This is a genomic window from Actinotalea fermentans (assembly GCF_007991475.1).
GTDB classification, from domain to species: domain Bacteria; phylum Actinomycetota; class Actinomycetes; order Actinomycetales; family Cellulomonadaceae; genus Actinotalea; species Actinotalea fermentans.
In genome coordinates this window covers 345,511-366,147 of record NZ_BJYK01000004.1, presented here as the reverse complement: position 1 = coordinate 366,147, position 20,637 = coordinate 345,511, and the positions used below count along the sequence as shown (strand labels likewise).

Annotated in this window: 15 protein-coding genes; 9 read left to right on the top strand and 6 right to left on the bottom strand. The window is 74.0% G+C overall.

Going from position 1 to position 20,637, the window contains the following annotated elements:
- Nucleotides 1-33 precede the first annotated feature (33 nt).
- Nucleotides 34-1,320 (top strand): hypothetical protein, encoded by a 1,287-nt coding sequence (locus tag AFE02nite_RS08975; RefSeq protein WP_146819470.1) that lies wholly within the window; start codon nucleotides 34-36, stop codon nucleotides 1,318-1,320.
- A 36-nt stretch (nucleotides 1,321-1,356) separates the two neighbouring features.
- On the opposite strand, the gene AFE02nite_RS08970 is transcribed toward AFE02nite_RS08975, so the two are convergent.
- Both AFE02nite_RS08970 and AFE02nite_RS17385 read right to left on the bottom strand, forming a co-directional pair.
- Nucleotides 1,357-2,088, bottom strand: a complete 732-nt coding sequence (locus tag AFE02nite_RS08970) for a glutamine amidotransferase (protein WP_034249234.1) — start codon at nucleotides 2,086-2,088, stop codon at nucleotides 1,357-1,359.
- 41 nt (nucleotides 2,089-2,129) lie between these two features.
- Entirely contained in the window at nucleotides 2,130-2,390 is a 261-nt protein-coding gene (locus AFE02nite_RS17385; protein ID WP_034249233.1) for a hypothetical protein, read from the bottom strand.
- Nucleotides 2,391-2,509: 119 nt separating this feature from the next.
- Here AFE02nite_RS17385 and AFE02nite_RS08965 point away from each other — a divergent pair, with 119 nt between their 5' ends.
- The 5 genes from AFE02nite_RS08965 to AFE02nite_RS08945 all read left to right on the top strand — a co-directional run bounded on the left by AFE02nite_RS08965 (nucleotide 2,510) and on the right by AFE02nite_RS08945 (nucleotide 7,966).
- On the top strand, nucleotides 2,510-3,031 hold the full coding sequence (locus tag AFE02nite_RS08965) for an RNA polymerase sigma factor (protein WP_034249232.1): 522 nt from the start codon (nucleotides 2,510-2,512) through the stop codon (nucleotides 3,029-3,031).
- A gap of 127 nt (nucleotides 3,032-3,158) precedes the next feature.
- Nucleotides 3,159-4,538 (top strand): hypothetical protein, encoded by a 1,380-nt coding sequence (locus tag AFE02nite_RS08960; protein ID WP_146819469.1) that lies wholly within the window; start codon nucleotides 3,159-3,161, stop codon nucleotides 4,536-4,538.
- 139 nt (nucleotides 4,539-4,677) lie between these two features.
- Nucleotides 4,678-6,477: a MinD/ParA family ATP-binding protein gene (locus AFE02nite_RS08955; RefSeq protein ID WP_146819468.1), complete on the top strand. Its 1,800-nt coding sequence runs from the start codon at nucleotides 4,678-4,680 to the stop codon at nucleotides 6,475-6,477.
- A gap of 53 nt (nucleotides 6,478-6,530) precedes the next feature.
- Entirely contained in the window at nucleotides 6,531-7,088 is a 558-nt protein-coding gene (locus AFE02nite_RS08950) for a GNAT family N-acetyltransferase (RefSeq protein ID WP_034249066.1), read from the top strand.
- A gap of 23 nt (nucleotides 7,089-7,111) precedes the next feature.
- Nucleotides 7,112-7,966, top strand: a complete 855-nt coding sequence (locus AFE02nite_RS08945; RefSeq protein ID WP_146819467.1) for an SDR family NAD(P)-dependent oxidoreductase — start codon at nucleotides 7,112-7,114, stop codon at nucleotides 7,964-7,966.
- Between the two features lie 70 nt (nucleotides 7,967-8,036).
- On the opposite strand, the gene AFE02nite_RS08940 is transcribed toward AFE02nite_RS08945, so the two are convergent.
- Together AFE02nite_RS08940 and AFE02nite_RS08935 are read right to left on the bottom strand one after the other, a co-directional pair.
- Complete coding sequence (locus tag AFE02nite_RS08940; RefSeq protein ID WP_034246968.1) at nucleotides 8,037-9,086, bottom strand: glycosyltransferase family protein; 1,050 nt, start codon at nucleotides 9,084-9,086, stop codon at nucleotides 8,037-8,039.
- Between the two features lie 84 nt (nucleotides 9,087-9,170).
- Nucleotides 9,171-11,750: a sodium-translocating pyrophosphatase gene (locus AFE02nite_RS08935; protein ID WP_261765554.1), complete on the bottom strand. Its 2,580-nt coding sequence runs from the start codon at nucleotides 11,748-11,750 to the stop codon at nucleotides 9,171-9,173.
- A gap of 291 nt (nucleotides 11,751-12,041) precedes the next feature.
- On the opposite strand from AFE02nite_RS08935, the gene ppdK reads away from it, so the two are divergent.
- Complete coding sequence (ppdK, locus tag AFE02nite_RS08930) at nucleotides 12,042-14,762, top strand: pyruvate, phosphate dikinase (RefSeq protein WP_034246966.1); 2,721 nt, start codon at nucleotides 12,042-12,044, stop codon at nucleotides 14,760-14,762.
- Nucleotides 14,763-14,943: 181 nt separating this feature from the next.
- Here ppdK and AFE02nite_RS08925 read toward each other — a convergent pair whose 3' ends face one another.
- Nucleotides 14,944-15,546, bottom strand: coding sequence for a protein-L-isoaspartate O-methyltransferase family protein (locus AFE02nite_RS08925; RefSeq protein WP_222594366.1), 603 nt, complete (start codon nucleotides 15,544-15,546; stop codon nucleotides 14,944-14,946).
- Between the two features lie 93 nt (nucleotides 15,547-15,639).
- Here AFE02nite_RS08925 and AFE02nite_RS08920 point away from each other — a divergent pair, with 93 nt between their 5' ends.
- A complete protein-coding gene (locus AFE02nite_RS08920) occupies nucleotides 15,640-16,065 on the top strand; it encodes an OsmC family peroxiredoxin (protein WP_034246964.1) in 426 nt (141 codons plus the stop codon).
- 150 nt (nucleotides 16,066-16,215) lie between these two features.
- Here the strand turns inward: AFE02nite_RS08920 and AFE02nite_RS08915 are convergent, their stop codons facing one another.
- Nucleotides 16,216-17,466 (bottom strand): alcohol dehydrogenase catalytic domain-containing protein, encoded by a 1,251-nt coding sequence (locus AFE02nite_RS08915; protein ID WP_034246962.1) that lies wholly within the window; start codon nucleotides 17,464-17,466, stop codon nucleotides 16,216-16,218.
- Nucleotides 17,467-17,634: 168 nt separating this feature from the next.
- Here AFE02nite_RS08915 and AFE02nite_RS08910 point away from each other — a divergent pair, with 168 nt between their 5' ends.
- Nucleotides 17,635-20,556, top strand: coding sequence for an FAD-binding and (Fe-S)-binding domain-containing protein (locus AFE02nite_RS08910; RefSeq protein ID WP_222594365.1), 2,922 nt, complete (start codon nucleotides 17,635-17,637; stop codon nucleotides 20,554-20,556).
- Nucleotides 20,557-20,637 lie beyond the last annotated feature (81 nt).

The window sequence follows — 20,637 nt, the reverse complement described above, 5'->3', positions numbered from 1 at the left end:
GCGACCCCTGACGCGGACCCGGAGGTGGATCCCATGGGCGAGGACCTGACGACGATGCTGCGCACGGCCGGGCGGGCCGAAGAGCTCGCGGTTGCGGCCGAGCGCCCTGACGGCCCCGACCTGCTGGCGGGGCTCGTCGGCGACGTGCGCCGTCGGCGGGTGGCGTACGGCTCGGTGCTGGCGCTCGGCGGGGTCGCCGCGATCGGCCTGGGTGCGGCGGGTGCGCTGGCGCTCGGCGGCGCCGGGGACGAGGACGTCGAGCCGCCGGCCGTGACGGTGACGCCGACGCCGGCCCCGGTGTCGTGGGCGCCGCCGTGGGCCGGGACCCCGCTGTACCTCCAGGCGCCGTCCCAGGCCACCTGGCCCTGCGGGATGGCGCGGGGGTATGCCGGGGCGCTGCCGACGTGGCTCGCCTGGGACGTCGGCCTCGACGTCGGCCAGATCGACCTCTCGACCGTCGACCCGGCTGCCGTCCCGCTCGCGGTGCACGGCACGCTGGCGCCCGCGGACGACACGGACGACTCCTGGTACGCCGTCGAGCACCCGGCCCTGCCCGACGTCGTCCTGGTGCAGGACGGGTTCGTCGTCGGGACCGGCACGGGCTCCGCCGAGCGCAGCCGGACGACCTTCGCGGGGGCGCAGCCCGTGCGGACGGTGCCGTCCGACGCCGTGTCGGGTGAGATCGCGGACGCGGTGGTCCAGGACGCCACGGTGACGCTGGCCGGCTGCGGCGGCGCGCCTCTCGCGCCCGGCGTCTACGAGGTGTGGGTGGTGCAGGGCCTGATGCTGTGGGGTCCGGAGGACGGATCGGCGGCCGGGCCGCCGCAGTCGGTGTTCCCGTGGGTCGTGCGCGCCGCGAGCGGTCCGTTCCCCCTCGAGCTGACGACGCCCCCGCCCCCGCAGGGCGAGGACGACGAGGGTGGCGGCGGTGGCGGTGCCGGCGGGACCGGCGGTGGCGACCGGGTGGTCCCGCCCGTCACCGAGGCGCCCTCGGCCAGCGGCGACGTCGACGGCGCCGGCTCCGGCGAGGTCCTGATGAGCTGGACGGGCGTGCCGAACGCGACGTCGTACCGCGTGTACCGCTCGGCGTCGCCCGACGGCCCGTTCAGCCCGGCGGCGGAGTACGAGGTCGCGACGGCCGAGGACCGGATGATCGCGGGTCAGGCGAAGAAGATCTGGGACGCCTCGGCCTACCTCGAGTACGTCGAGGAGTCCTACCCCGGTCCCGTGTACTTCCGCGTGGCGGGCTACAACGCGGCCGGCGAGGGGCCGTGGTCGGGGGTCGTGTGCAGCACGCCGTTCGGCGGCACGCCGTGCTGACGGGGTGGCCGTGCTGACGGTGCGGCGGTGCCAGGGTCAGCGCGCGTAGCGCTCGACGAACGAGCGGAGCACCAGCGGCGGCGAGGCGACGTCCGCACGGCTCACCTGGGCCGTGAGGGCGTCGACCTCGTCGGGCGCGAAGTACCCCGCGTGCCGGTAGACGTCGATGCGCGTGACGATCCCGGCCACGTCGAGCTCGGGGTGGAACTGGGTCGCGTACTGGTGGCTCCCGAGCCGGAAGGCCTGCACCGGGCAGCCGGGCGAGGTGGCGAGCACGACGGCGCCCGGCGGCGGCACGGTGACCGCCTCCTTGTGGCCCACGAAGGCGTCGAACGTGCGGGGGAGGACGCCGAACACCGGGTCCGCCCGGCCGGCGTCGGTGAGCGTGACGGGCACCGCACCCACGGGCTCCGCGTACGTGCCGTCGACGACGCCCCCGGCGACCACGCCGAGCGTCCCCACGCCGTAGCAGGCGCCCAGGAACGGCGTCTCGCGTGCGAGGACCTCGCGCGTGAGAGCGGCCAGCTCGGCCTCGACGCGCACCTGGACCTGGGTCTTCTTCTCCGGCGGGTCGCTCGTGGTGAACGGGCTGCCGCCGACGATGACGCCCGAGACCTCGGCCAGGTCGATCGGGGGCATCGGGCCGGCCTCGAGCCGGATGCGGCGCAGCTGCGCGGACGAGAGACCGCCGAACCGGAGCATCGCCTCGTACTCGTCGTCGGCGGCCTCGTCCTCGGCGCGCGTGGCCAGGAGGACGAACGGCTTCACGCCGCGACACTAGCCGTCGCGGCGCCGGACCCAGGGGTCGATCAGCGGTTGAGCATGCTGCCGGGGTCGTCGTCGGAGGGCGAGGTCTCCAGGCCCGAGCGCAGCTCGTACGGGTCGGCGTCGTCGCCCTCGCGGTCCGGGTCCGCCGCGGCGATCTCGTCCGCCTCGGGCGGTGCGCCGGTCAGGGCGTCGGGCTGGCCGGGCGTGCTCTCGTCGGGCTGGTCGTTCTCGGGCCGGTCGTCGTCGGGCCGGTCGTTCTCGGGCCGGTCGTTCTCGGGCAGAGGTGGGGTGTGGGTGCTCATGCCTGCCACGGTAGGTCGGGGGCGCGGGCCCGGCGCGGCGAGCGGCCGGCCGCGACGTCGTGCGCCTGCGTGGGTGTGTCCGTGCAAGATCGCACCGGCGGGCCACACATACTGACCGGATGAGCGGGCCGGAGGGAGCCGTGGTGCGCGACGACGCCTGGTTCGACGCGCTCTTTCGCGCGCACTCGACGGCCGTCCTGAGGTACTTCCTGCGGCGCGGCGCGGGCGACGACGCGCAGGACCTGACGGCTGACGTCCTGGCCACCGCCTGGCGGCGCCGCGACGACGTGCCCGAGGGCGCCGAGCTGCCCTGGCTCTACCGGACCGCGGGCTTCGTGCTGGCCAACCACCGGCGCAAGGGCCGCCCGGTGCCGGTGGCCGAGATCGCGGACGAGGCCACCGACGACGAGCCGGAGGACCTGGCGGTCGCCGACGACGAGGTCCGCGCGGTGCTGGCGGCCCTGTCGCCACGGGACCGGCGGATCCTCGTGCTGCACGCGTGGGAGGGTCTCGACGGGGCCGGGCTCGCGGAGGTCCTCGGGATCTCCCGCGGCGGCGCGGACGCGGCGCTCTCCCGGGCCCGCGCGCGCCTGCGCGAGGCCTTCGCCGCGCACGAGGACGGCGCCCTGCGCGCTCCGTGAACCCTCGCCCGCGCACCCGTGGGTGTGGCGGGCGGCTCGAGCGCGATCCTGCAAGCGGCCCGGGCGCCGGGACACAAGCAGGTCGGGCACCGAACAGACCCGCGCTCCGCGGGCGGAGGAGGTAGTCGTGGACGAGAAGCTCCCGCTCGACCGGCAGGCCGAGGACGACGCCGTCGCCCGGGTGCGCGACGCCGACCCCGCCGTGCACGCGAGCCTGACCGACGCCGACCTGACGGCGCTCCGGGCGGCGGTCGACCGGCGGCGCGGGGCGGCGGACGGTGCGACCGACGAGCTGGCCGCGCGCCGGTGGCGGCGGCTGACGAGCTGGCCGGCGCGCGCCGCGGCCGTCGCCGCCGTCGCCCTGGTCGCGGGTGGCGGGGGCGGCTACGCGCTCGGCGCCGCCGGTGGCGACGAGGGCACCGGCGGTGCGGACCTGACCGCGGAGGCGCCGATCTCGCTCTCGGCGCCGGAGTCGGCCGCCGCCGAGGGCGGCGCCGACATGGCGGCGACGGACGGCGCCGCGGTGGCGGGCCCCGCCCGGATGGCGGGGGCGGACACCTACTGGGGCGGCTGGTACGGCCGCACGGTCTTCAGCTCGGACGGGCTCTCGGACGCGCCCGCGACCGGGCGGGCGTGGGCGCTGGACGCCGGCGCGGTCTCCTCCGCGGGGGCGTCGGCGGCCGCGGCCGCGCTCGGCGTGAGCGGTGAGCCCCGGCTCGAGTACGGGTCGTGGGTGGTGGGCTCGACGGACGGCACCGGCCCGACGGTCTCCCTGAGCGCCGACGGCCTGGGCAGCCTGTCCTACTGGGACCCGACCATGGAGACCTGGGCCTGCGCCGCGACGCTCGAGGGCGGGACCGACGCGGTCGAGCCCGGGCTCGTGGATCCCGTCGCCCCGCAGACCTGCGAGGAGCGCGACCTGGGGGACGCGCCGACCGGTGAGGCCGCCGCGGACGTGCTGCGCGAGCGGATGTCGGCGCTCGGCGTCGACCCCGCCGGGTACGAGGTCGTGGTCGAGGACTCGGGCGACCCCGCCTACGCGTACGTGGTCGGGCACCAGGTCGTCGACGGCCAGCGCACGGGCCTGACCTGGAACGCGACCTTGACCGGGGCCGGCGTCAGCGGCCTGTACGGGTTCACGGCCGCGCTCGTGGACCTCGGCGAGTACGACGTCATCAGCCCGGCGGCCGCCGTCGAGCGGCTCAACGACCCCCGCTTCGGCGCGAGCGTGTCCGGGCCGGTGCGGATGGCCGAGTCGGCTGCGTCCGTGAGCGTCGCACCCGAGGAGCCGGACGGGACGCCGCCGGCGCCGCTGACGCCGGGCTCGGCGTTCGCCTGGCCGGTGCAGTTCGTGACGATCACGCAGGCGCGCCTCGGCGTCGCCGTCGTGACGGGCGCGGACGGGGCGACCGCGCTCGCGCCGTCGTACGAGCTGACGGGTGCCGACGGCTCGGTGTGGTCGGTGATCGCGGTCGACGAGGCCCAGCTGCAGTTCGCCACCGACTGAGGCATGACCGGCCCCCGCCGGGTCAAACCGGCCCGCGACGGGCGCAATGTCCCAGTTCGTGCGCGTCGTGCCTGTGCACTCCTCACCCGTACGGCGTAGGTTCGGGTCCCACACGGCACCGGCGCGCGGGAGCGAGACAGTGGACGGACGCGAAGGCCACGAGGCCCCGACGGCGGGGGAGCGACCGCTCACCCGCCGCGAGCTGAGGGCGGCGCAGGCCGCTGCGGCACCGTCCGGCGACGGGTCGCCGGACGTCCCGCTCGACGGCCCCGTCAGCGGTCCCCGCGAGGCGGACTCCTGGGAGGCCGCCGTCGGGTGGGCGCTGCGCGGCGAGCTCCCGGCCCTGCCGCCGGAGCCCGTCGAGCCCGACGACGTCCGCTGGGAGACCGCGACCATCGGCACGACGAGCGACCCGCGCGACCTCGACCCGCGCGACGTCGACCCGCGCGACCTCGACCCGCGCGACCTCGACGAGCCGGCGATCCACGCGCTGCCGGCCGAGGTGGCCGACGACCGGCGCCCCTGGGGCCCGGGCTCGGGGTCGGGCCTGTGGGGCGCCGAGGAGCCCGACGCCGGTGCGCCCGGGGACGCCGAGGGCCAGCCGCGGCGCGTGTCGGTGTTCGGGGCGGCCGTCACGGGCGCCGCCTTCCCGGCGCGGGCCTGGACACCCACGACCGCGGTGCCGACCCAGGTGGGGGAGCCGGTCGTGCCCTCGCGCGACGAGGACGCCCCCACCGGTGAGTCGGCCGACATCGTGCACCTCGACGTCGTGCACCTCGACGTCGAGCCCCTCGACATGGGTCCCCTCGACATGGGCCTCCTCGGCATCCGGCCGGTCGACCTCCAGCGCATCGACCTCCAGCCGACCGACCTCCAGCCGACCGACCTCCAGCCGACCGACCTCCAGCCGACCGACCCCCAGGCCGTCGACGAGGACACCCACGAGCGCGAGCCCGTCCAGCGGGACCTCCCCGTGATCGCGTCCACCGGCGCGGTGCCCCTGCCCCCGCCCACGCTCGACGACCTCATGTCCACCCGGCCCGCCCCGGCCGACGGCCCGGCCGAGTGGGGCTGGCGCGCCGTCGTGCGCCGGGTGAGCGGCGGGCTTCTGGCCCCCGAGCCGGGTCCGGCCGAGCGCGCGGAGCGGGCGGCGGTGGCCGCGGTCCAGCGGCCGCTCGACGGTCCCCGCACGATCGTCGTCATCAACCCCAAGGGGGGCGCGCACAAGACCACGGCCACGCTGATGCTGGCGGCCACGTACGGGCGCCTGCGCGGCGGGTACACCCTCGCCTGGGACAACAACGAGACGCGCGGCACGCTCGGCTGGCGGTCCCGCCACACGCACCACACGCGGACCGCGGTCGACCTGCTCGAGGACCTCGACCGGTTCGCCGACCCCAGCTCCTCGCGCGTCGGCGACCTGGACGCGTACGTGCGCTCGCAGGGGTCCGCGCAGTTCGACGTCCTCGCCTCGGACGAGGACGCGGCGTCGGCGGCGTCGGTCGACGGGTTCGCGTTCCGCGCGCTGCACCGCACGCTCCTGCGCTTCTACCGGCTGCTCGTCATCGACACGGGCAACAACATGCGGGCCTCGAACTGGCAGGCGGCGATCGAGGCGGCGGACCAGGTGGTCGTCGTCTCGACGATGCGCGAGGACACCGCGCAGTCGGCCGCCTGGGCGCTCGACGCGTTGCGCGCGACCGGCCACGAGGAGGCCGTGGCGCGCGCGGTCACCGTGCTCAGCCAGCCCGCCCCGCGCATCGACACCGAGCTCACCGCGCGTCTGCACGACCACTTCGGCCGGCTCACGCGGGCCGTGCTCGAGGTGCCGTACGAGCCCGCGCTGGTCTCGGGCGGCCCCATCGAGGTGGACAACCTGTCCGAGGCCACGCGGCGCGCCTGGCTCCGGGTCGCCGCGGCGGCGGCGGACGGCCTGTAACGCGCGTCGGCGTCGCCCGCGCGCGCCCCCGCCCGCTGGCAGGATGGCGAGCCGTGACCAGCCCCGTGACCAGCCCTGTGCCCCGTCCTGCGACCGACGACGACGTCCCGGCCGTCGTCGCCCTGGTGCAGTCCGCGTACCGCGGCGACGCGAGCAGGGCCGGCTGGACCACCGAGGCCGACCTGCTCGGCGGGCAGCGGGCGGACGACGCGATGGTGCGCGCCCTGCTCGACGTGCCCGGCAGCACGGTGCTCGTGCTCGACGACGCGTCCGCGGGCGACGGCTCGCTCCTCGCCTGCTGCCACGTGCAGGAGCGCGCGGACGGCAGCTGCTACGTCGGGATGCTGGCCGTCCGGCCGGACGCCCAGGCGCGCGGCCTCGGCCGGGTGATGCTCGGCGCCGCCGAGGCGCGGGCCCGCGCCGCGGGCGCGCAGCGTCTCGAGATGACCGTGATCGCGCAGCGGGCCGAGCTCATCGCATGGTACGAGCGGCTCGGCTTCGCGGACACGGGCGAGCGTTCGCCGTTCCCGTACGGGGACGAGCGGTTCGGGGTGCCGCTGCGTCCGGACCTGGAGTTCCGCCACCTGGTCCGGTCGCTGCCGACGCGGTGACGCGGCTGGGCGAGGATGAGGGCATGACGACCCACGCCCTGCCCCCCGCGCCCCCCGCCCTGCCCGCGCTCCCTCGGACCGCGGTGGTCACCGGAGCCGGTCGCGGCATCGGCCGCGGCCTCGCCCTCGGCCTCGCCGCGCGCGGCTGGTCGGTCGGCCTCGTCGGCCGGACCGCCGAGCACCTGGCCGACGCGCGGGCGCAGGTCGCCGCCGCCGCCCCGGGCGTGCGGACGGCGGTCGGGGTGGCCGACCTGACGGACCCGGCCGCGGCGCACGACGCGCTCGCGCAGGTCGAGGAGGCCCTCGGCGGCGTCGGGCTCCTGGTCAACAACGCCGGCGTCGTCGAGCGGCGCGAGGTGCCCTTCGGCGACGACGACCTGCTCGACATGTGGCGCGTCGTCGAGACCAACGTCCGCGGCCCGATGAACACCGCGCACGCCCTGCTGCCGGGGATGCTCGCCCGGGGTGGCGGGCGCGTCGTCAACATCAACTCCGGCGCCGGGCACCGCGGGACGTCGGACTACACCGGCTACGCCATCAGCAAGGGCGCGCTGGCCAGGCTCACGACCGAGCTCGACACCCAGTACCGCGAGCGTGGGCTCCGGGTCTTCGACCTCGCCCCGGGCGTCGTGCGCACGGACATGACCGGGTCGATGCCCGTGCACGACACCCGCACCGACTGGACGCCGATCGAGGCCGTCGTCGAGCTCCTGGTCGCCGTCGCCGAGGGGCGCCTGGACCGGCTGGCCGGCCGTTTCCTGCGGGCAGGCTCGGACACCGCGGACGAGCTCGAGTCCCACGTCGCCGAGATCCTCGCCTCCGACGCCAGGCGCCTGCGCCTCGTGGCCTGGGGGGACTCGGACCCCTTGGTGCCCTGAGCCCGACGACGGAGCGGGGCCCTGGCGGTGTCCGCCGGGGCCCCGCTGCCCGGTGCGTGCGGGCCGTCCGTCAGGCCCCGAACCACTCCTTCACGCGGGCCTCGATGGCCTGCTCGAACACGTCGTCGTTGTGGCGCGCCTTGAGCCACTCGAGGAAGCCCCCACCCGCCGCGGCGTCCAGCTCACGCCGGCACGCCGCCGTGTCGGTGACGGCCCGGACCAGCAGCTCCTCCGCCTCGGCGGGCGTCCGGTAGAAGAACGGGTAGCCCTCAGGGACCAGCGCCCGGGCCCACGGCCGGTCCGGGAACACGCCGACGACGCCCGCAGCGAGCGCCTCGACGTACGCCAGGCCGTAGGACTCGTCGGTCGCGGTGGCGAGGAACGCCGTCGTGCGCGCGAGGGCCTGCCAGTAGTCCTCGCGGCTCGCGGTCAGCGGGCCCACCCAGGCCCACTCGCGGCGCGAGAGGCGCATCGCCTTGTCCGACACGAGGTGCGACTCGTGCAGGCGCGCCTCGACGCGGATCGGCGTGCGCTTGACCACCCGCTCGACGACGTCGAGGAACAGCTGGGGCTGCTTGCGGTCGGAGAGGTAGATGGCCGGGTAGAGGACGACCGGCACCGGCGGCTCCTGGCGGGGCTGCACGTGCTCGTGGCGGAAGCCGAGGTTCACCCACGCGATCCGGGCCTTCTCCGCCAGCGGCTGGATGGTGGTCGCATTGACGATCTCGCGGACCTCGTTCGCCGTGCGCTCCGAGTTCGCGAAGGTCGGGAAGAGGGCGCAGGAAAGGCCGAGCATCGCGCGCTCCACCGGGTGGCTGCGCTCGGAGGTGTTCCACCAGACGAAGTTCATGACCCGCGGCTCGTCGCAGCTGGCCTTGAGGGTGCGCCAGACGTCCATGCCGTCGAGCACGTCCATCGTGATGACCAGCGTGTCCTCGCCGTCGACGAACTCCAGCGGCACGACGTCGAAGCCCTCGCCGTGGCGCGGGCCCGGGCCGACGAGCGTCGAGCCGGGGAACACCCGCAGCAGCCGCCGGACGAGGGTGGCCCCCGCGTCGTGGCCGGCGACGTGGCCCTCGTGGTCGACCAGAGCACCGCTGTAGCGGATCGCGATCTTCATCCGAGCTCCCCTAGACGTGCGAGCGCCCCGTTGCGCCCGTCCTTGTCGGACTGGGCGCAACGGGGCGCGTCACGCGTCGTCCGGCTAGACCTCAGCCTTCTCCGCGTCGGCGGCCTCGTCCAGCGCCGCAGGTGTGACATCGGCGTCGTCCGGGGCGACCGTCTCGGCGTCCGACTCGTCGGTCATCGAGGCCTGGATGCGCATCCCGTAGAACGACCGCCACACGAAGTAGGCCGACGTCAGGAAGAAGACGCCCGCGAGGACGTGCACGAGGGTCCCGTTGCCGTCGTTGGTCAGCATCACGCCGAGCTCGACGGCCAGCATGCCGAAGAGGGTCGTGAACTTGATGACCGGGTTGAGCGCGACGGACGAGGTGTCCTTGTACGGGTCGCCGACCGTGTCGCCCACGATCGACGCGTCGTGCAGGGCCGTGCCCTTGGCGTGCAGGTCGACCTCGACGATCTTCTTCGCGTTGTCCCAGGCGCCGCCGGCGTTCGCCATGAAGATCGCCTGGTAGAGGCCGACGATCGCGATCGAGATGAGGTAGCCGATGAAGAAGAACGGCTCCACGAACGCGAACGCGAGGGTCGAGAAGAAGATCCCCAGGAACATGTTCAGCATGCCCTGCTGGGCGTACTGCGTGCAGATCTCCACGACCTTGCGGGAGTCCTCGGCGCTCGCCTTGGTGACACCGTCGAGCTTGATCGTGCTCTTGATGAACTCGACGGCCCGGTAGGAGCCCGTGGTGACGGCCTGGATGGACGCGCCGGTGAACCAGAAGATGACCGCGCCACCGGTGATGAGGCCGAGCAGCAGCGGGGCGTGCATGAGGGAGAGGTTGCCCAGGCCCTCCTGGAGCCCGTCCGTCAGCGCCATGATGATCGAGAAGATCATCGTGGTCGCGCCGACGACCGCGGTGCCGATGAGCACGGGCTTGGCGGTCGCCTTGAAGGTGTTGCCCGCGCCGTCGTTCTCCTCGAGCATCTGCTTGGCCTTGTCCCACTGGACGTCGATGCCGAAGTCCTTCTTGAGCTCGGCGTCGATGCCCTCGACCTCTTCGATGAGGGACAGCTCGTACACGCTCTGGGCGTTGTCGGTGACCGGGCCGTAGGAGTCGACGGCGATCGTCACCGGGCCCATCGAGAGGAACCCGAAGGCGACCAGGCCGAACGCGAACACGGCCGGCGCGAGCATGACCTCGTCGAGACCCTGCTCGCTGATGAGGAACGCCGCACCCATGAGGGCGACGATCGCCATGCCCAGGTAGTAGGCGGAGAAGTTGCCCGCGACCAGGCCGGACAGGATGTTCAGCGAGGCGCCGCCCTGGCGGGTGCTCTTCACGACCTCCTGGGTGTGCCGGCTCTTGGTCGAGGTGAAGACCTTGACCAGCTCGGGGATGAGCGCGCCCGCGATGGTGCCGCAGGAGATGATCGCCGAGAGCTTCCACCACAGGGAGCCGTCGCCGACCTCGCCGAGCACGACGTACGTCATGCCGAAGGTGCCGAGGATCGACACGACCGACGTGATCCACACGAGCGAGCTGAGCGGGGCCTCGAAGTCGAACCGCTCGGCGCTCGCGTACTTCGCGCGGGCCCAGGCGTCGTTGGCGAGGTAGGAGATCGCCGAGGCGATGACCATGATCGCGCGCACCGCGAAGATCCAGACGAGCAGGCTGGCCTGGATGGCCGTGCTGTCGACCGCGAGGAGCACGAAGGTCACGAGCGCGACGCCGGTGACGCCGTAGGTCTCGAAGCCGTCGGCCGACGGGCCGACCGAGTCGCCCGCGTTGTCGCCGGTGCAGTCCGCGATGACGCCGGGGTTGCGGGCGTCGTCCTCCTTGATCTTGAAGGCGATCTTCATGAGGTCGGAGCCGATGTCGGCGATCTTGGTGAAGATGCCACCGGCGATGCGCAGCGCGGCCGCACCCAGCGACTCGCCGATCGCGAACCCGATGAAGCAGGCGCCGGCGATGTCACCGGGCAGGAACAGCAGGATGACGAGCATGGTCAGCAGCTCGAGGCTGATGAGCACCATGCCGATCGACATGCCGGACTTCATGGGGATCCGGTGCATGGGCAGCGGCTTGCCGGACAGCGACGCGAACGCCGTGCGGGCGTTGGCGAAGGTGTTGACCCGGATGCCGAACCACGCCACGGAGTACGAGCCCGCCATGCCGACGAGGCTGAACGCGATGACGATCGCGACCTTGCCCCAAGGCAGCTCGACGAGCACGCCGTAGTAGACGACGATGACCGCCGCGATGAACGCCCACAGCACCATGAGGAACTTGCCCTGCTTGAGCAGGTACGCCTTGCAGGTGGTGAAGATGAGGTCGGCGACCTCGCCCATGGTCGGGTGGACCGGCAGCGTCTTCAGCTGGCGGTAGACCAGGTAGCCGAAGAGCAGGCCCATCGCGCAGACCACGAGGCCGAGGAGCAGGAGCAGGCGGCCGGAGCCGGCGTCGCCGCCGACGATCGCCACGTCGCTCAGGCTCGGCACCTCGAGGTTCACCTCGCCGCCGTGGGACTCCCCGCCCGACGCCGAGCTCTCCGACGAGCAGCCCGTGAGGGCGAGCCCGACGAGGCCGGCGAGGCCGGTCAGCGCCGCGAGGCGGCGCGGCCGCCGGTGCGACGCGGGGACAGTACTTTCCGTTCGTGTGCTCACGATCAACCCCATGCATGCGTGGAGGAGGGACATCGTTGTCTCTTTCACGCTAGGGGGGTCCCACGATGATCACGTGTGACCTTCGGCCCCGGCCGGACGGGCCGGTCCGGCCGGCACCTGTCCAGCATCCGAACGCCGCGCGTCGGGCGCCCGCACGAGGCCGGGAACAGGCTCCCGCCAGGTCTTCCGCAGGGTCCAAGGTCCCCTTGAAGATGGACCCGGCTCCCGCAGTCTTGGGAGTTGCGTGGACGTCGGCAACGAGGCGGGCGTCCGGAGGTAGAGAGGCTCACCGTGGCGAAGTACGTCTACGACTTCAGTGAAGGCAACAAGGACCTCAAGGACCTGCTCGGTGGCAAGGGCGCGAACCTCGCCGAGATGACCAACCTCGGCCTGCCGGTACCGCCCGGCTTCACGATCACGACCGACGCGTGCCGCATCTACATGCAGACGGGCGAGGTCCCGCCGGAGCTGCGGGTCGAGGTCACGAAGGCCGTCCGCACCCTGGAGGACGCGCTCGGGCGTCAGCTCGGCGACGTGAAGGACCCGCTGCTGGTGTCCGTCCGCTCCGGCGCCAAGTTCTCGATGCCCGGCATGATGGAGACCGTCCTCAACGTCGGCCTGAACGACGAGACGGTGGACGGCCTCGCGCGCTTCTCGAACAACGAGCGCTTCGCCTGGGACTCCTACCGCCGCCTCATCCAGATGTTCGGCAAGACGGTGCTCGACATCGACGGCGACAAGTTCGCGGACGCCCTGGACCACGCGAAGAAGGCCAAGGGCTACACGGCCGACCCGCAGATGACCGCCGAGGACCTCAAGGAGCTCGTGGGCGTCTACAAGGCGATCGTCAGGGAGGAGACGGGCAAGGACTTCCCGCAGACGCCGCGCGCGCAGCTCGACCTGGCCGTCGAGGCCGTCTTCAACTCCTGGAACACCGACCGGGCGCGCCTCTACCGCCGCCGCGAGCGGATCTCGGACGACCTCGGCACCGCCGTCAACGTCCAGTCCATGGTCTTCGGCAACCTCGGCGAGGACTCCGGCACGGGCGTCTGCTTCACCCGCGACCCCTCCACGGGTGAGCAGGGCGACTACGGCGACTACCTGACCAACGCCCAGGGTGAGGACGTCGTCGCCGGCATCCGCAACACCCTGTCGCTGGCCGACATGGAGAAGATCGACCCGAAGGCGTACACCGAGCTGCGCCAGGTCATGCGCCGCCTCGAGACCCACTACCGCGACCTGTGCGACATCGAGTTCACCGTCGAGCGCGGCAAGCTCTGGATGCTCCAGACCCGCGTCGGCAAGCGCACCGCCGCGGCCGCCTTCCGGATCGCGCACCAGCTGGTCGAGGAGCACCTCATCACCCTCGACGAGGCGATCGAGCGCGTGACCGGCGAGCAGCTCTCGAAGCTGATGTTCCCCCAGTTCGACGCGCACGCCCAGCGCACGCTGCTGGCCAAGGGCATGGCGGCGTCCCCGGGTGCCGCCGTCGGCCAGGCCGTGTTCTCCTCGCCCACCGCCGCCGCGTGGGCGGCCGAGGGCAAGCAGGTCATCCTGGTCCGCCGCGAGACCAACCCCGACGACCTCGGCGGCATGATCGCCGCGGTCGGCGTGCTCACCTCGCGCGGCGGCAAGACGTCGCACGCGGCCGTCGTCGCGCGCGGCATGGGCACCACCTGCGTCGTCGGTGCGGAGAAGCTCGACGTCGACGTCGTCGCCAAGAAGTTCACCGTCAACGGGACCGTCGTGAAGGAGGGCGACGTCATCGCCATCGACGGGTCGAGCGGCGAGATCTTCCTCGGCGACGTGCCCGTGGTGCCGTCGCCCGTCGTGCGCTACCTCGAGCACGGCCTGGAGGCCGCGCTCGCCGAGGTCGGCGACGACGAGGAGACCAAGGAGCTCGTGGTCGCCGTCGACGCGCTGCTCACGCACGCGGACTCCGTGCGCCGGCTCGGCGTCGAGGCCAACGCGGACACGCCCGAGGACGCCACCCGCGCCCGCACGCTGGGCGGCGAGGGCATCGGCCTGTGCCGCACCGAGCACATGTTCCTCGGCGACCGCCGGGTGCTCGTCGAGCGCCTCATCCTCGCCAAGGACGAGGCGGAGCAGCAGACGGCGCTCGACGCGCTCATGCCGCTCCAGCGCGGCGACTTCATCGGGATCCTCGAGGCGATGGACGGCCTGCCCGTCACCATCCGCCTCATCGACCCGCCGCTGCACGAGTTCCTCCCCGACTTCACCGAGCTGTCGGTGAAGGTCGCCCTCGCCGAGGCGCGCGGGGACGAGTCGGACGAGGCGGAGCGCGACCGGATGCTGCTCACCGCGGTCAACAAGACGCGCGAGGCGAACCCGATGCTCGGCCTGCGCGGCGTGCGTCTCGGCATCGTCATCCCGGGCCTGTTCACCATGCAGGTGCGCGCGATCGCCGAGGCCCAGGCGGCCCGGATCAAGGCCGGCGGCAACCCCAAGGCGGAGATCATGATCCCGCTCGCGGCGTCGGTCATGGAGCTGCACCTCATCCGCGACGAGGCCGAGGTCGTGCTGGCCGAGGTCGCGAAGGAGCAGGGTGTCGAGCTCGACATCCCGATCGGCGCGATGATCGAGCTGCCGCGCGCCGCCTACACGGCGGACCGGATGGCGGAGGTCGCCGAGTTCTTCTCCTTCGGCACGAACGACCTGACGCAGACCACGTGGGGCTTCTCGCGTGACGACGTCGAGGGCGCGTTCTTCAACCAGTACACGGAGAAGGGCGTCTTCTCGGTGTCGCCGTTCGAGTCGATCGACACCCAGGGCGTCGGCGGCCTCGTCGCGCTCGCGGTGGAGAAGGGCAAGGCGACGCGCCCCGACATCCACCTGGGCGTCTGCGGCGAGCACGGTGGCGACCCCGAGTCGATCCACTTCTTCCACGGCGTCGGGCTCGACTACGTGTCGTGCTCGCCGTTCCGCATCCCGATCGCGCGTCTGGAGGCCGGCCGTGCGGCCGTCGTCTCCGGCGGCGGCGACACCCGCTGACCCCCTGATCACCCGGTCAGCACCCTGACGGAACCGAGGGCCCGGCTCGCCACAAGCGGGCCGGGCCCTCGGCTGTTCACGCGCACCGACCCGGCCACCCTTCGAGTGGAGCGAAGCCGACGGGACACGCGGGCGTGTCGGTCGAGTTCGCTCCACTCGCGGGAGGAACGCTCCACTGGGGTCAGCGGAGGGGGACGAAGCGGTAGCCCTCGTGGCGGGTGATCGTCACGCCGTCGGCGGTGCGCTGGACCACGTCCAGGCCCCACGCGACCGGGACGACCATCCGGCCCGCCGGGCCGAGCTGGTCCACGAGCGCCGTCGGCAGCTCCCGCGCCTCCGCCGAGACGAGGACGCGGTCGTACGGGCCCTCGTCCGGCACGCCGAGGACCCCCGGGCGCGCCAGGACGATCCGCGCCCAGCCCTGCCCCGTCGCGGCGAGGTTGCGCGCGCCCCAGGTGGCGAGGTCCGGCACCAGCTCGACGCCCAGCACCGAGCCCGTCGGCCCGACGAGGTGGGCCAGCAGCGCCGTCGTCCAGCCCGAGCCCGAGCCGACGTCGAGCACCCGGGCGCCCGGGGGGACGTCGAGCATGCGCAGCATGCGCGCCACGGTGCTGGGCTGCGACGACGTCTGGCCGTGCCCGATCGGCAGCGGGTGGTCCCGGCCCGCGTGCCGCTGCTCCGACGGCGGCAGGAACCCGGTGCGGGGGCACGCCGCGAACGCCGCGTCCACCCTGTCCGGGCGGCCGACGACGTCGTCGCTGCGGACGCCTCCCGACCTCGCCACCGTGATCACCTCCTGATGCCGACGGCGGCACGGCCGGGTTACGTTGGACCGTTCGACCGACCGGATCGCTCGACCGCCCAACGGAGGTTCCCGATGGCCACCCGCACCGCACGCACCGCCTGGACCGGTTCGCTCGCCGACGGCTCGGGCGAGGTCACGCTCGCCAGCTCTGGGGTCGGCACGTTCGCCGTGTCCTTCCCCAAGCGTGCCGCTGACGACGCCGACGGCACCACCAGCCCGGAGGAGCTGATCGCCGCGGCGCTGACGTCCTGCTACGCCATGCAGTTCTCCGCGCTGCTCGGCCAGGCGGGCGGGAACCCCACGAGCCTCGACGTCACGGCCGAGGTCGACCTGGCGCCGGACCCCGCGGGCGGCTTCCACATCCCCGGCATCCGCCTGAGCGTCACCGGCTCCGCGGACGGTCTGGACGACGCCGACTTCCGCCGCATCGCGCAGGAGGCCAAGGCGACCTGCCCGGTCAGCAAGGCGCTGGCGGGGACCACGATCACCCTGGTCTGACGCCCGGGCGCCGCCACTCCCACCGTCGTTCGAACGCGAACGTCGACGCAGGTTCGAACGACGGTCGTTCGCAGAACGCACCGATGTTCGTGATCTGCGGGCTGAGGGGCGCCCGGGGGAGGTCGGCGGGGGCGGCGCCGCGGACGTCGACTACTCCGGCGGCGTCGGCGAGCCGACCGGCGTGCGGTCCACCGTGCCCTGCGGCAGGGCCGGGTCCAGGACGACCTTGATGCAGCCGTCCTGCTTCTTCTGGAAGGTCTCGTACATCGCCGGCGCGTCCTCGAGGCTCGCCCGGTGCGTGCGCAGGTCCAGGACGCCGAGCGGGTCGTCGTCGCGCGCCACCAGCGGCAGCACCTCGGGCACCAGGTGCTGCACGTTCGCCTGGCCCATCCGCACCTGCACCTGCTTGTCGAAGAGCTCGAGCATCGGCATCGGGTCGGCCGCCCCGCCGTAGACGCCCGACAGGGACAGCGTCCCGCCGCGCCGCACGATGGCGATCGCCGCGTGCAGGGCCGCGAGCCGGTCCATGCCCGCCTTGCCCATGAGCGCCCGGCCGGCGGCGTCGGGCAGCAGGGCGGTCGCCTTCGCGATCCCCTCGGCGACCGGTGACCCGTGCGCCTCCATCCCGACGGCGTCGATCACCGCGTCGGGGCCGCGCCCACCGGTGAGGTCCCGCATCGCGTCGGGCAGGCCGTCCAGCCCGACGTCGCGCAGGTCGACGACGTCGACCCCGTGCCGGCGCGCCATCTGCAGCCGCTCGGTCACCAGGTCCACGCCGACGACGGTCCCGGCGCCGCGGTAGGCCGCGATCCGCGCGGCCATCTGGCCGATCGGACCCAGGCCGAGCACGACGACGCTGCCCCCGCTCGGCACGTCCGCGTAGGACACGCCCTGCCAGGCCGTGGGCACGACGTCGGACAGGTAGAGCCAGCGCTCGTCGGGCGAGCCGTCGTCGGGCACCACGACGGGGCCGTAGTCCGCGTGCGGGACGCGCAGGTACTCCGCCTGCCCGCCCGGGACCTGGCCGTAGAGCTTGGTGTAGCCGAACAGCGCGGCACCCTTCGCGTGCGCGCGGACCTGCGTCGTCTCGCACTGCGTGGGCAGGCCGCGCTCGCACATCCAGCAGCGCCCGCACGCGATGACGAACGGCACGACGACGCGGTCGCCGGGCCGCAGGTTCGTCACCGCCGAGCCGACCTCGAGCACCCGGCCCATCGGCTCGTGGCCGAGCACGTCACCGGCGTCGATGAACATGCCCAGCGTCGAGTACAGGTGCAGGTCCGACCCGCAGATCGCGGTCGAGGTGATCTGCACGAGCGCGTCGGTGGGCTCGAGGATGCCCGGGTCCGGGACGGTCTCGACGCTGAGCTTCTCGGTGCCCTGCCAGGTCAGTGCGCGCACGGTCCCCCCTGTCTGCCGCGGGTGGCGGCTGGTCGGAGGGTCCAGGCTCCCCCGCGGCGAGCCGGCCCGCACCCGCTGGCCGACGGCGCCCGTCCGCCTGCTGGTCAGATCGCTCCTGTGCGCGCGGGGCCCGGTCGTGGCCCCCGGGCCGCGTGGCAGGATGCGCGCGTGACCGCCACCTCTGCCGCCGCACCTGTCGCCGAGGGGGCCGCGGACGTCGTCCGGGCCCTGCGGGCCGCCGTCCGGGGCGACGTCGAGACCAGTACCCGGGTGCGCGCCGAGTACAGCACCGACGCGTCGAACTACCGCGTCGTGCCGCAGGTCGTCGTCGTGCCGCGGGACGTCGACGACCTCCTCGCCGTGACCGAGGTCGCACGCGCCACGGGCACCCCGCTGACGATGCGCGGGGCAGGCACCTCGGTGGCCGGCAACGCCATCGGGACCGGGATCGTCGTGGACACCTCGCGGTACCTGAACGCGATCGGCGAGATCGATCCGCAGGCGCGCACCGCCGTCGTGCAGCCGGGTGTGATCATGAGCGACCTGCAGAAGGCGGCGAAGCCGTTCGGCCTGCGCTTCGGCCCGGACCCCTCGACGCAGAACCGCGCGACCTTCGGCGGCATGATCGGCAACAACGCGTGCGGGCCGCGCGCCGTCGCGTACGGGCGGACCGTGGACAACGTCGTCGGCCTGGACGTGGTGGACGGCCTGGGCCGCCGGTTCACCGCCACGCGCGGCGACGGCGCGCTCGCCCCGGTCCCGGGCCTGGCGGACCTGGTGGCGGCGAACCTGCCGCTGCTGCGCACCGAGCTCGGCCGGTTCTCCCGCCAGGTCTCCGGCTACTCCCTCGAGCACCTGCTGCCCGAGCGGGGCACGGACCTCGCGAAGATGCTCGTGGGCACCGAGGGCACGCTCGTCACGGTGCTCTCCGCGACGGTGTCGCTCGTGCCGGTCCCCGACGCCGCGGTGCTCGTCGTGCTCGGCTACCCGGACATGCCGGCGGCCGCCGACGCCGTCCCCGCCCTGCTCGCGCACGCCCCGCTCGCGGTGGAGGGCCTCGACGCGCGGCTGGTCGACGTCGTCCGCCGGCACCGCGGTGAGGCCAGGGTGCCGGCTCTGCCGGACGGCGCCGGCTGGCTGCTGGTGGAGATGGGCGGCGCGAGCCGCGCCGAGGCCGTGGCGGCCGCGGAGGCCCTGGTCGCCGACGCCGGCGCGCTCGCCTCGCGCGTCGTCCCACCGGGCCCGGAGGCCTCGGCGATGTGGCAGATCCGGGCCGACGGCGTCGGGCTCGCCGGGCGCACCCCCGACGGCGTGCAGGCGTGGCCGGGCTGGGAGGACGCGGCGGTGCCCCCCGAGAAGCTGGGTGCCTACCTGCGCGAGTTCGAGGCCCTGATGGCCGCGCACGGCGTGGACGGCCTGACGTACGGGCACTTCGGCGACGGCTGCGTGCACGTGCGCGTCGGGCTGCCGCTCGAGACGCCGGCCGGGGTGCCCGCGTTCCGGTCCTTCATGACCGAGGCGGCGCAGCTGGTGGCCTCGCACGGCGGGTCGCTGTCGGGTGAGCACGGTGACGGGCGGGCGCGCAGCGAGCTGCTGTCCGTCATGTACTCCCCACAGGCGCTCGAGGTGTTCGCGGGCGTCAAGCACCTGTTCGACCCGGCCGACCTGCTCAACCCGGGCATCCTCGTGGCGCCGCGCCCGCTCGACGCCGACCTGCGGCGCCCGCACGCGCGCCCCCTGCCCAAGGCGACCGGCTTCTCCTTCCCGCACGACGACGGCGACTTCACGAAGGCCGTGCACCGCTGCGTCGGCGTGGGCAAGTGCCGCGCCGACACGTCCGCCGACGGCGGCTTCATGTGCCCCTCCTACCAGGCCACCGGCGAGGAGAAGGACGTCACGCGCGGCCGCGCCCGGGTGCTGCAGGAGCTCGCCAACGGCACGCTCGTCACGGGCGGCTGGCGGGCCAAGGAGCTCCGCGAGGTGCTCGACCTGTGCCTGTCCTGCAAGGCGTGCTCGTCCGACTGCCCGGCCGGCGTCGACATGGCGCAGTACAAGGCCGAGGTGCTGCACCGCGCGTACCGGCGCCGGCTGCGCCCGCGCAACCACTACGCCCTCGGCTGGCTGCCGCGCTGGACCCGGCTCGTGTCGAGGCTGCACCTCGCGGGCCTGGCGAACTGGTTCCTCGGCATCCGACCCCTCGCCTCGGTGGTGCTCCGGGTGGCCGGGCTCGACCCGCGGCGCGGCATCCCGCGCTTCGCGACGACGTCGTTCCGCGCCGGCTGGGCGCGCGACCGCGCGCAGCACCACCGGCCGCAGGGCGTGGGGGAGGCGACCGGGCACGCGCGGGCCGGTGCGAGCGGCTCGTCCGACGCCGTCCGCCGGGTCGTGGTCTGGGACGACTCGTTCTCCGACGCGTTCGACCCGGACGTGCCGGGCGCCGTCGTGCACCTGCTCGAGTCCGCCGGGTACGAGGTGATCGTGCCCAAGGAGGACGCCTGCTGCGGCCTGACCTGGGTGTCCACGGGCCAGCTCGAGGGGGCCCGCAAGCGCCAGCAGCACCTGCTGGGGATCCTCGGGCCCTTCGCGGTCAACGGGGTGCCGATCGTCGGCGTCGAGCCGTCCTGCACCGCGCTGCTGCGCAGCGACCTCGTGGAGCTCAACCCCGACGACCCGCGCGCCGTCGCCGTCGCGCGCGCCACCCGCACGCTCGCCGAGCTCCTCACGTCCGACGGGCCCGACGGGCCGGACCAGGCGTGGGAGCCGGCGGACCTGACCGGGACGACCGTCGTCGCGCAGCCGCACTGCCACCAGCACTCCGTGATGGGCTACGAGGCCGACCTCGCGCTGCTGCGGCGCGCCGGGGCGACGGTGACGACGCTCGCCGGCTGCTGCGGCCTGGCGGGGAACTTCGGCTACGAGGCCGGGCACTACGACGTGTCGGTCGCGGTGGCGGAGAACGCGCTGCTCCCGGCCCTGCGCGAGGCCGAGCCGGGCACGGTCCTGCTCGCCGACGGGTTCTCCTGCCGGACGCAGGCGGACCAGCTCGCGAACGTCAAGGGCGTGCACCTGGCGCAGCTGCTCACGCGCTGAACCGGCGCGAGATCCGCTGCGGGGGGCGGCGGGCGGAGGTCAGGCCCATCGTCCCTGGTCAGGTCACCCGTTCGGCCGACA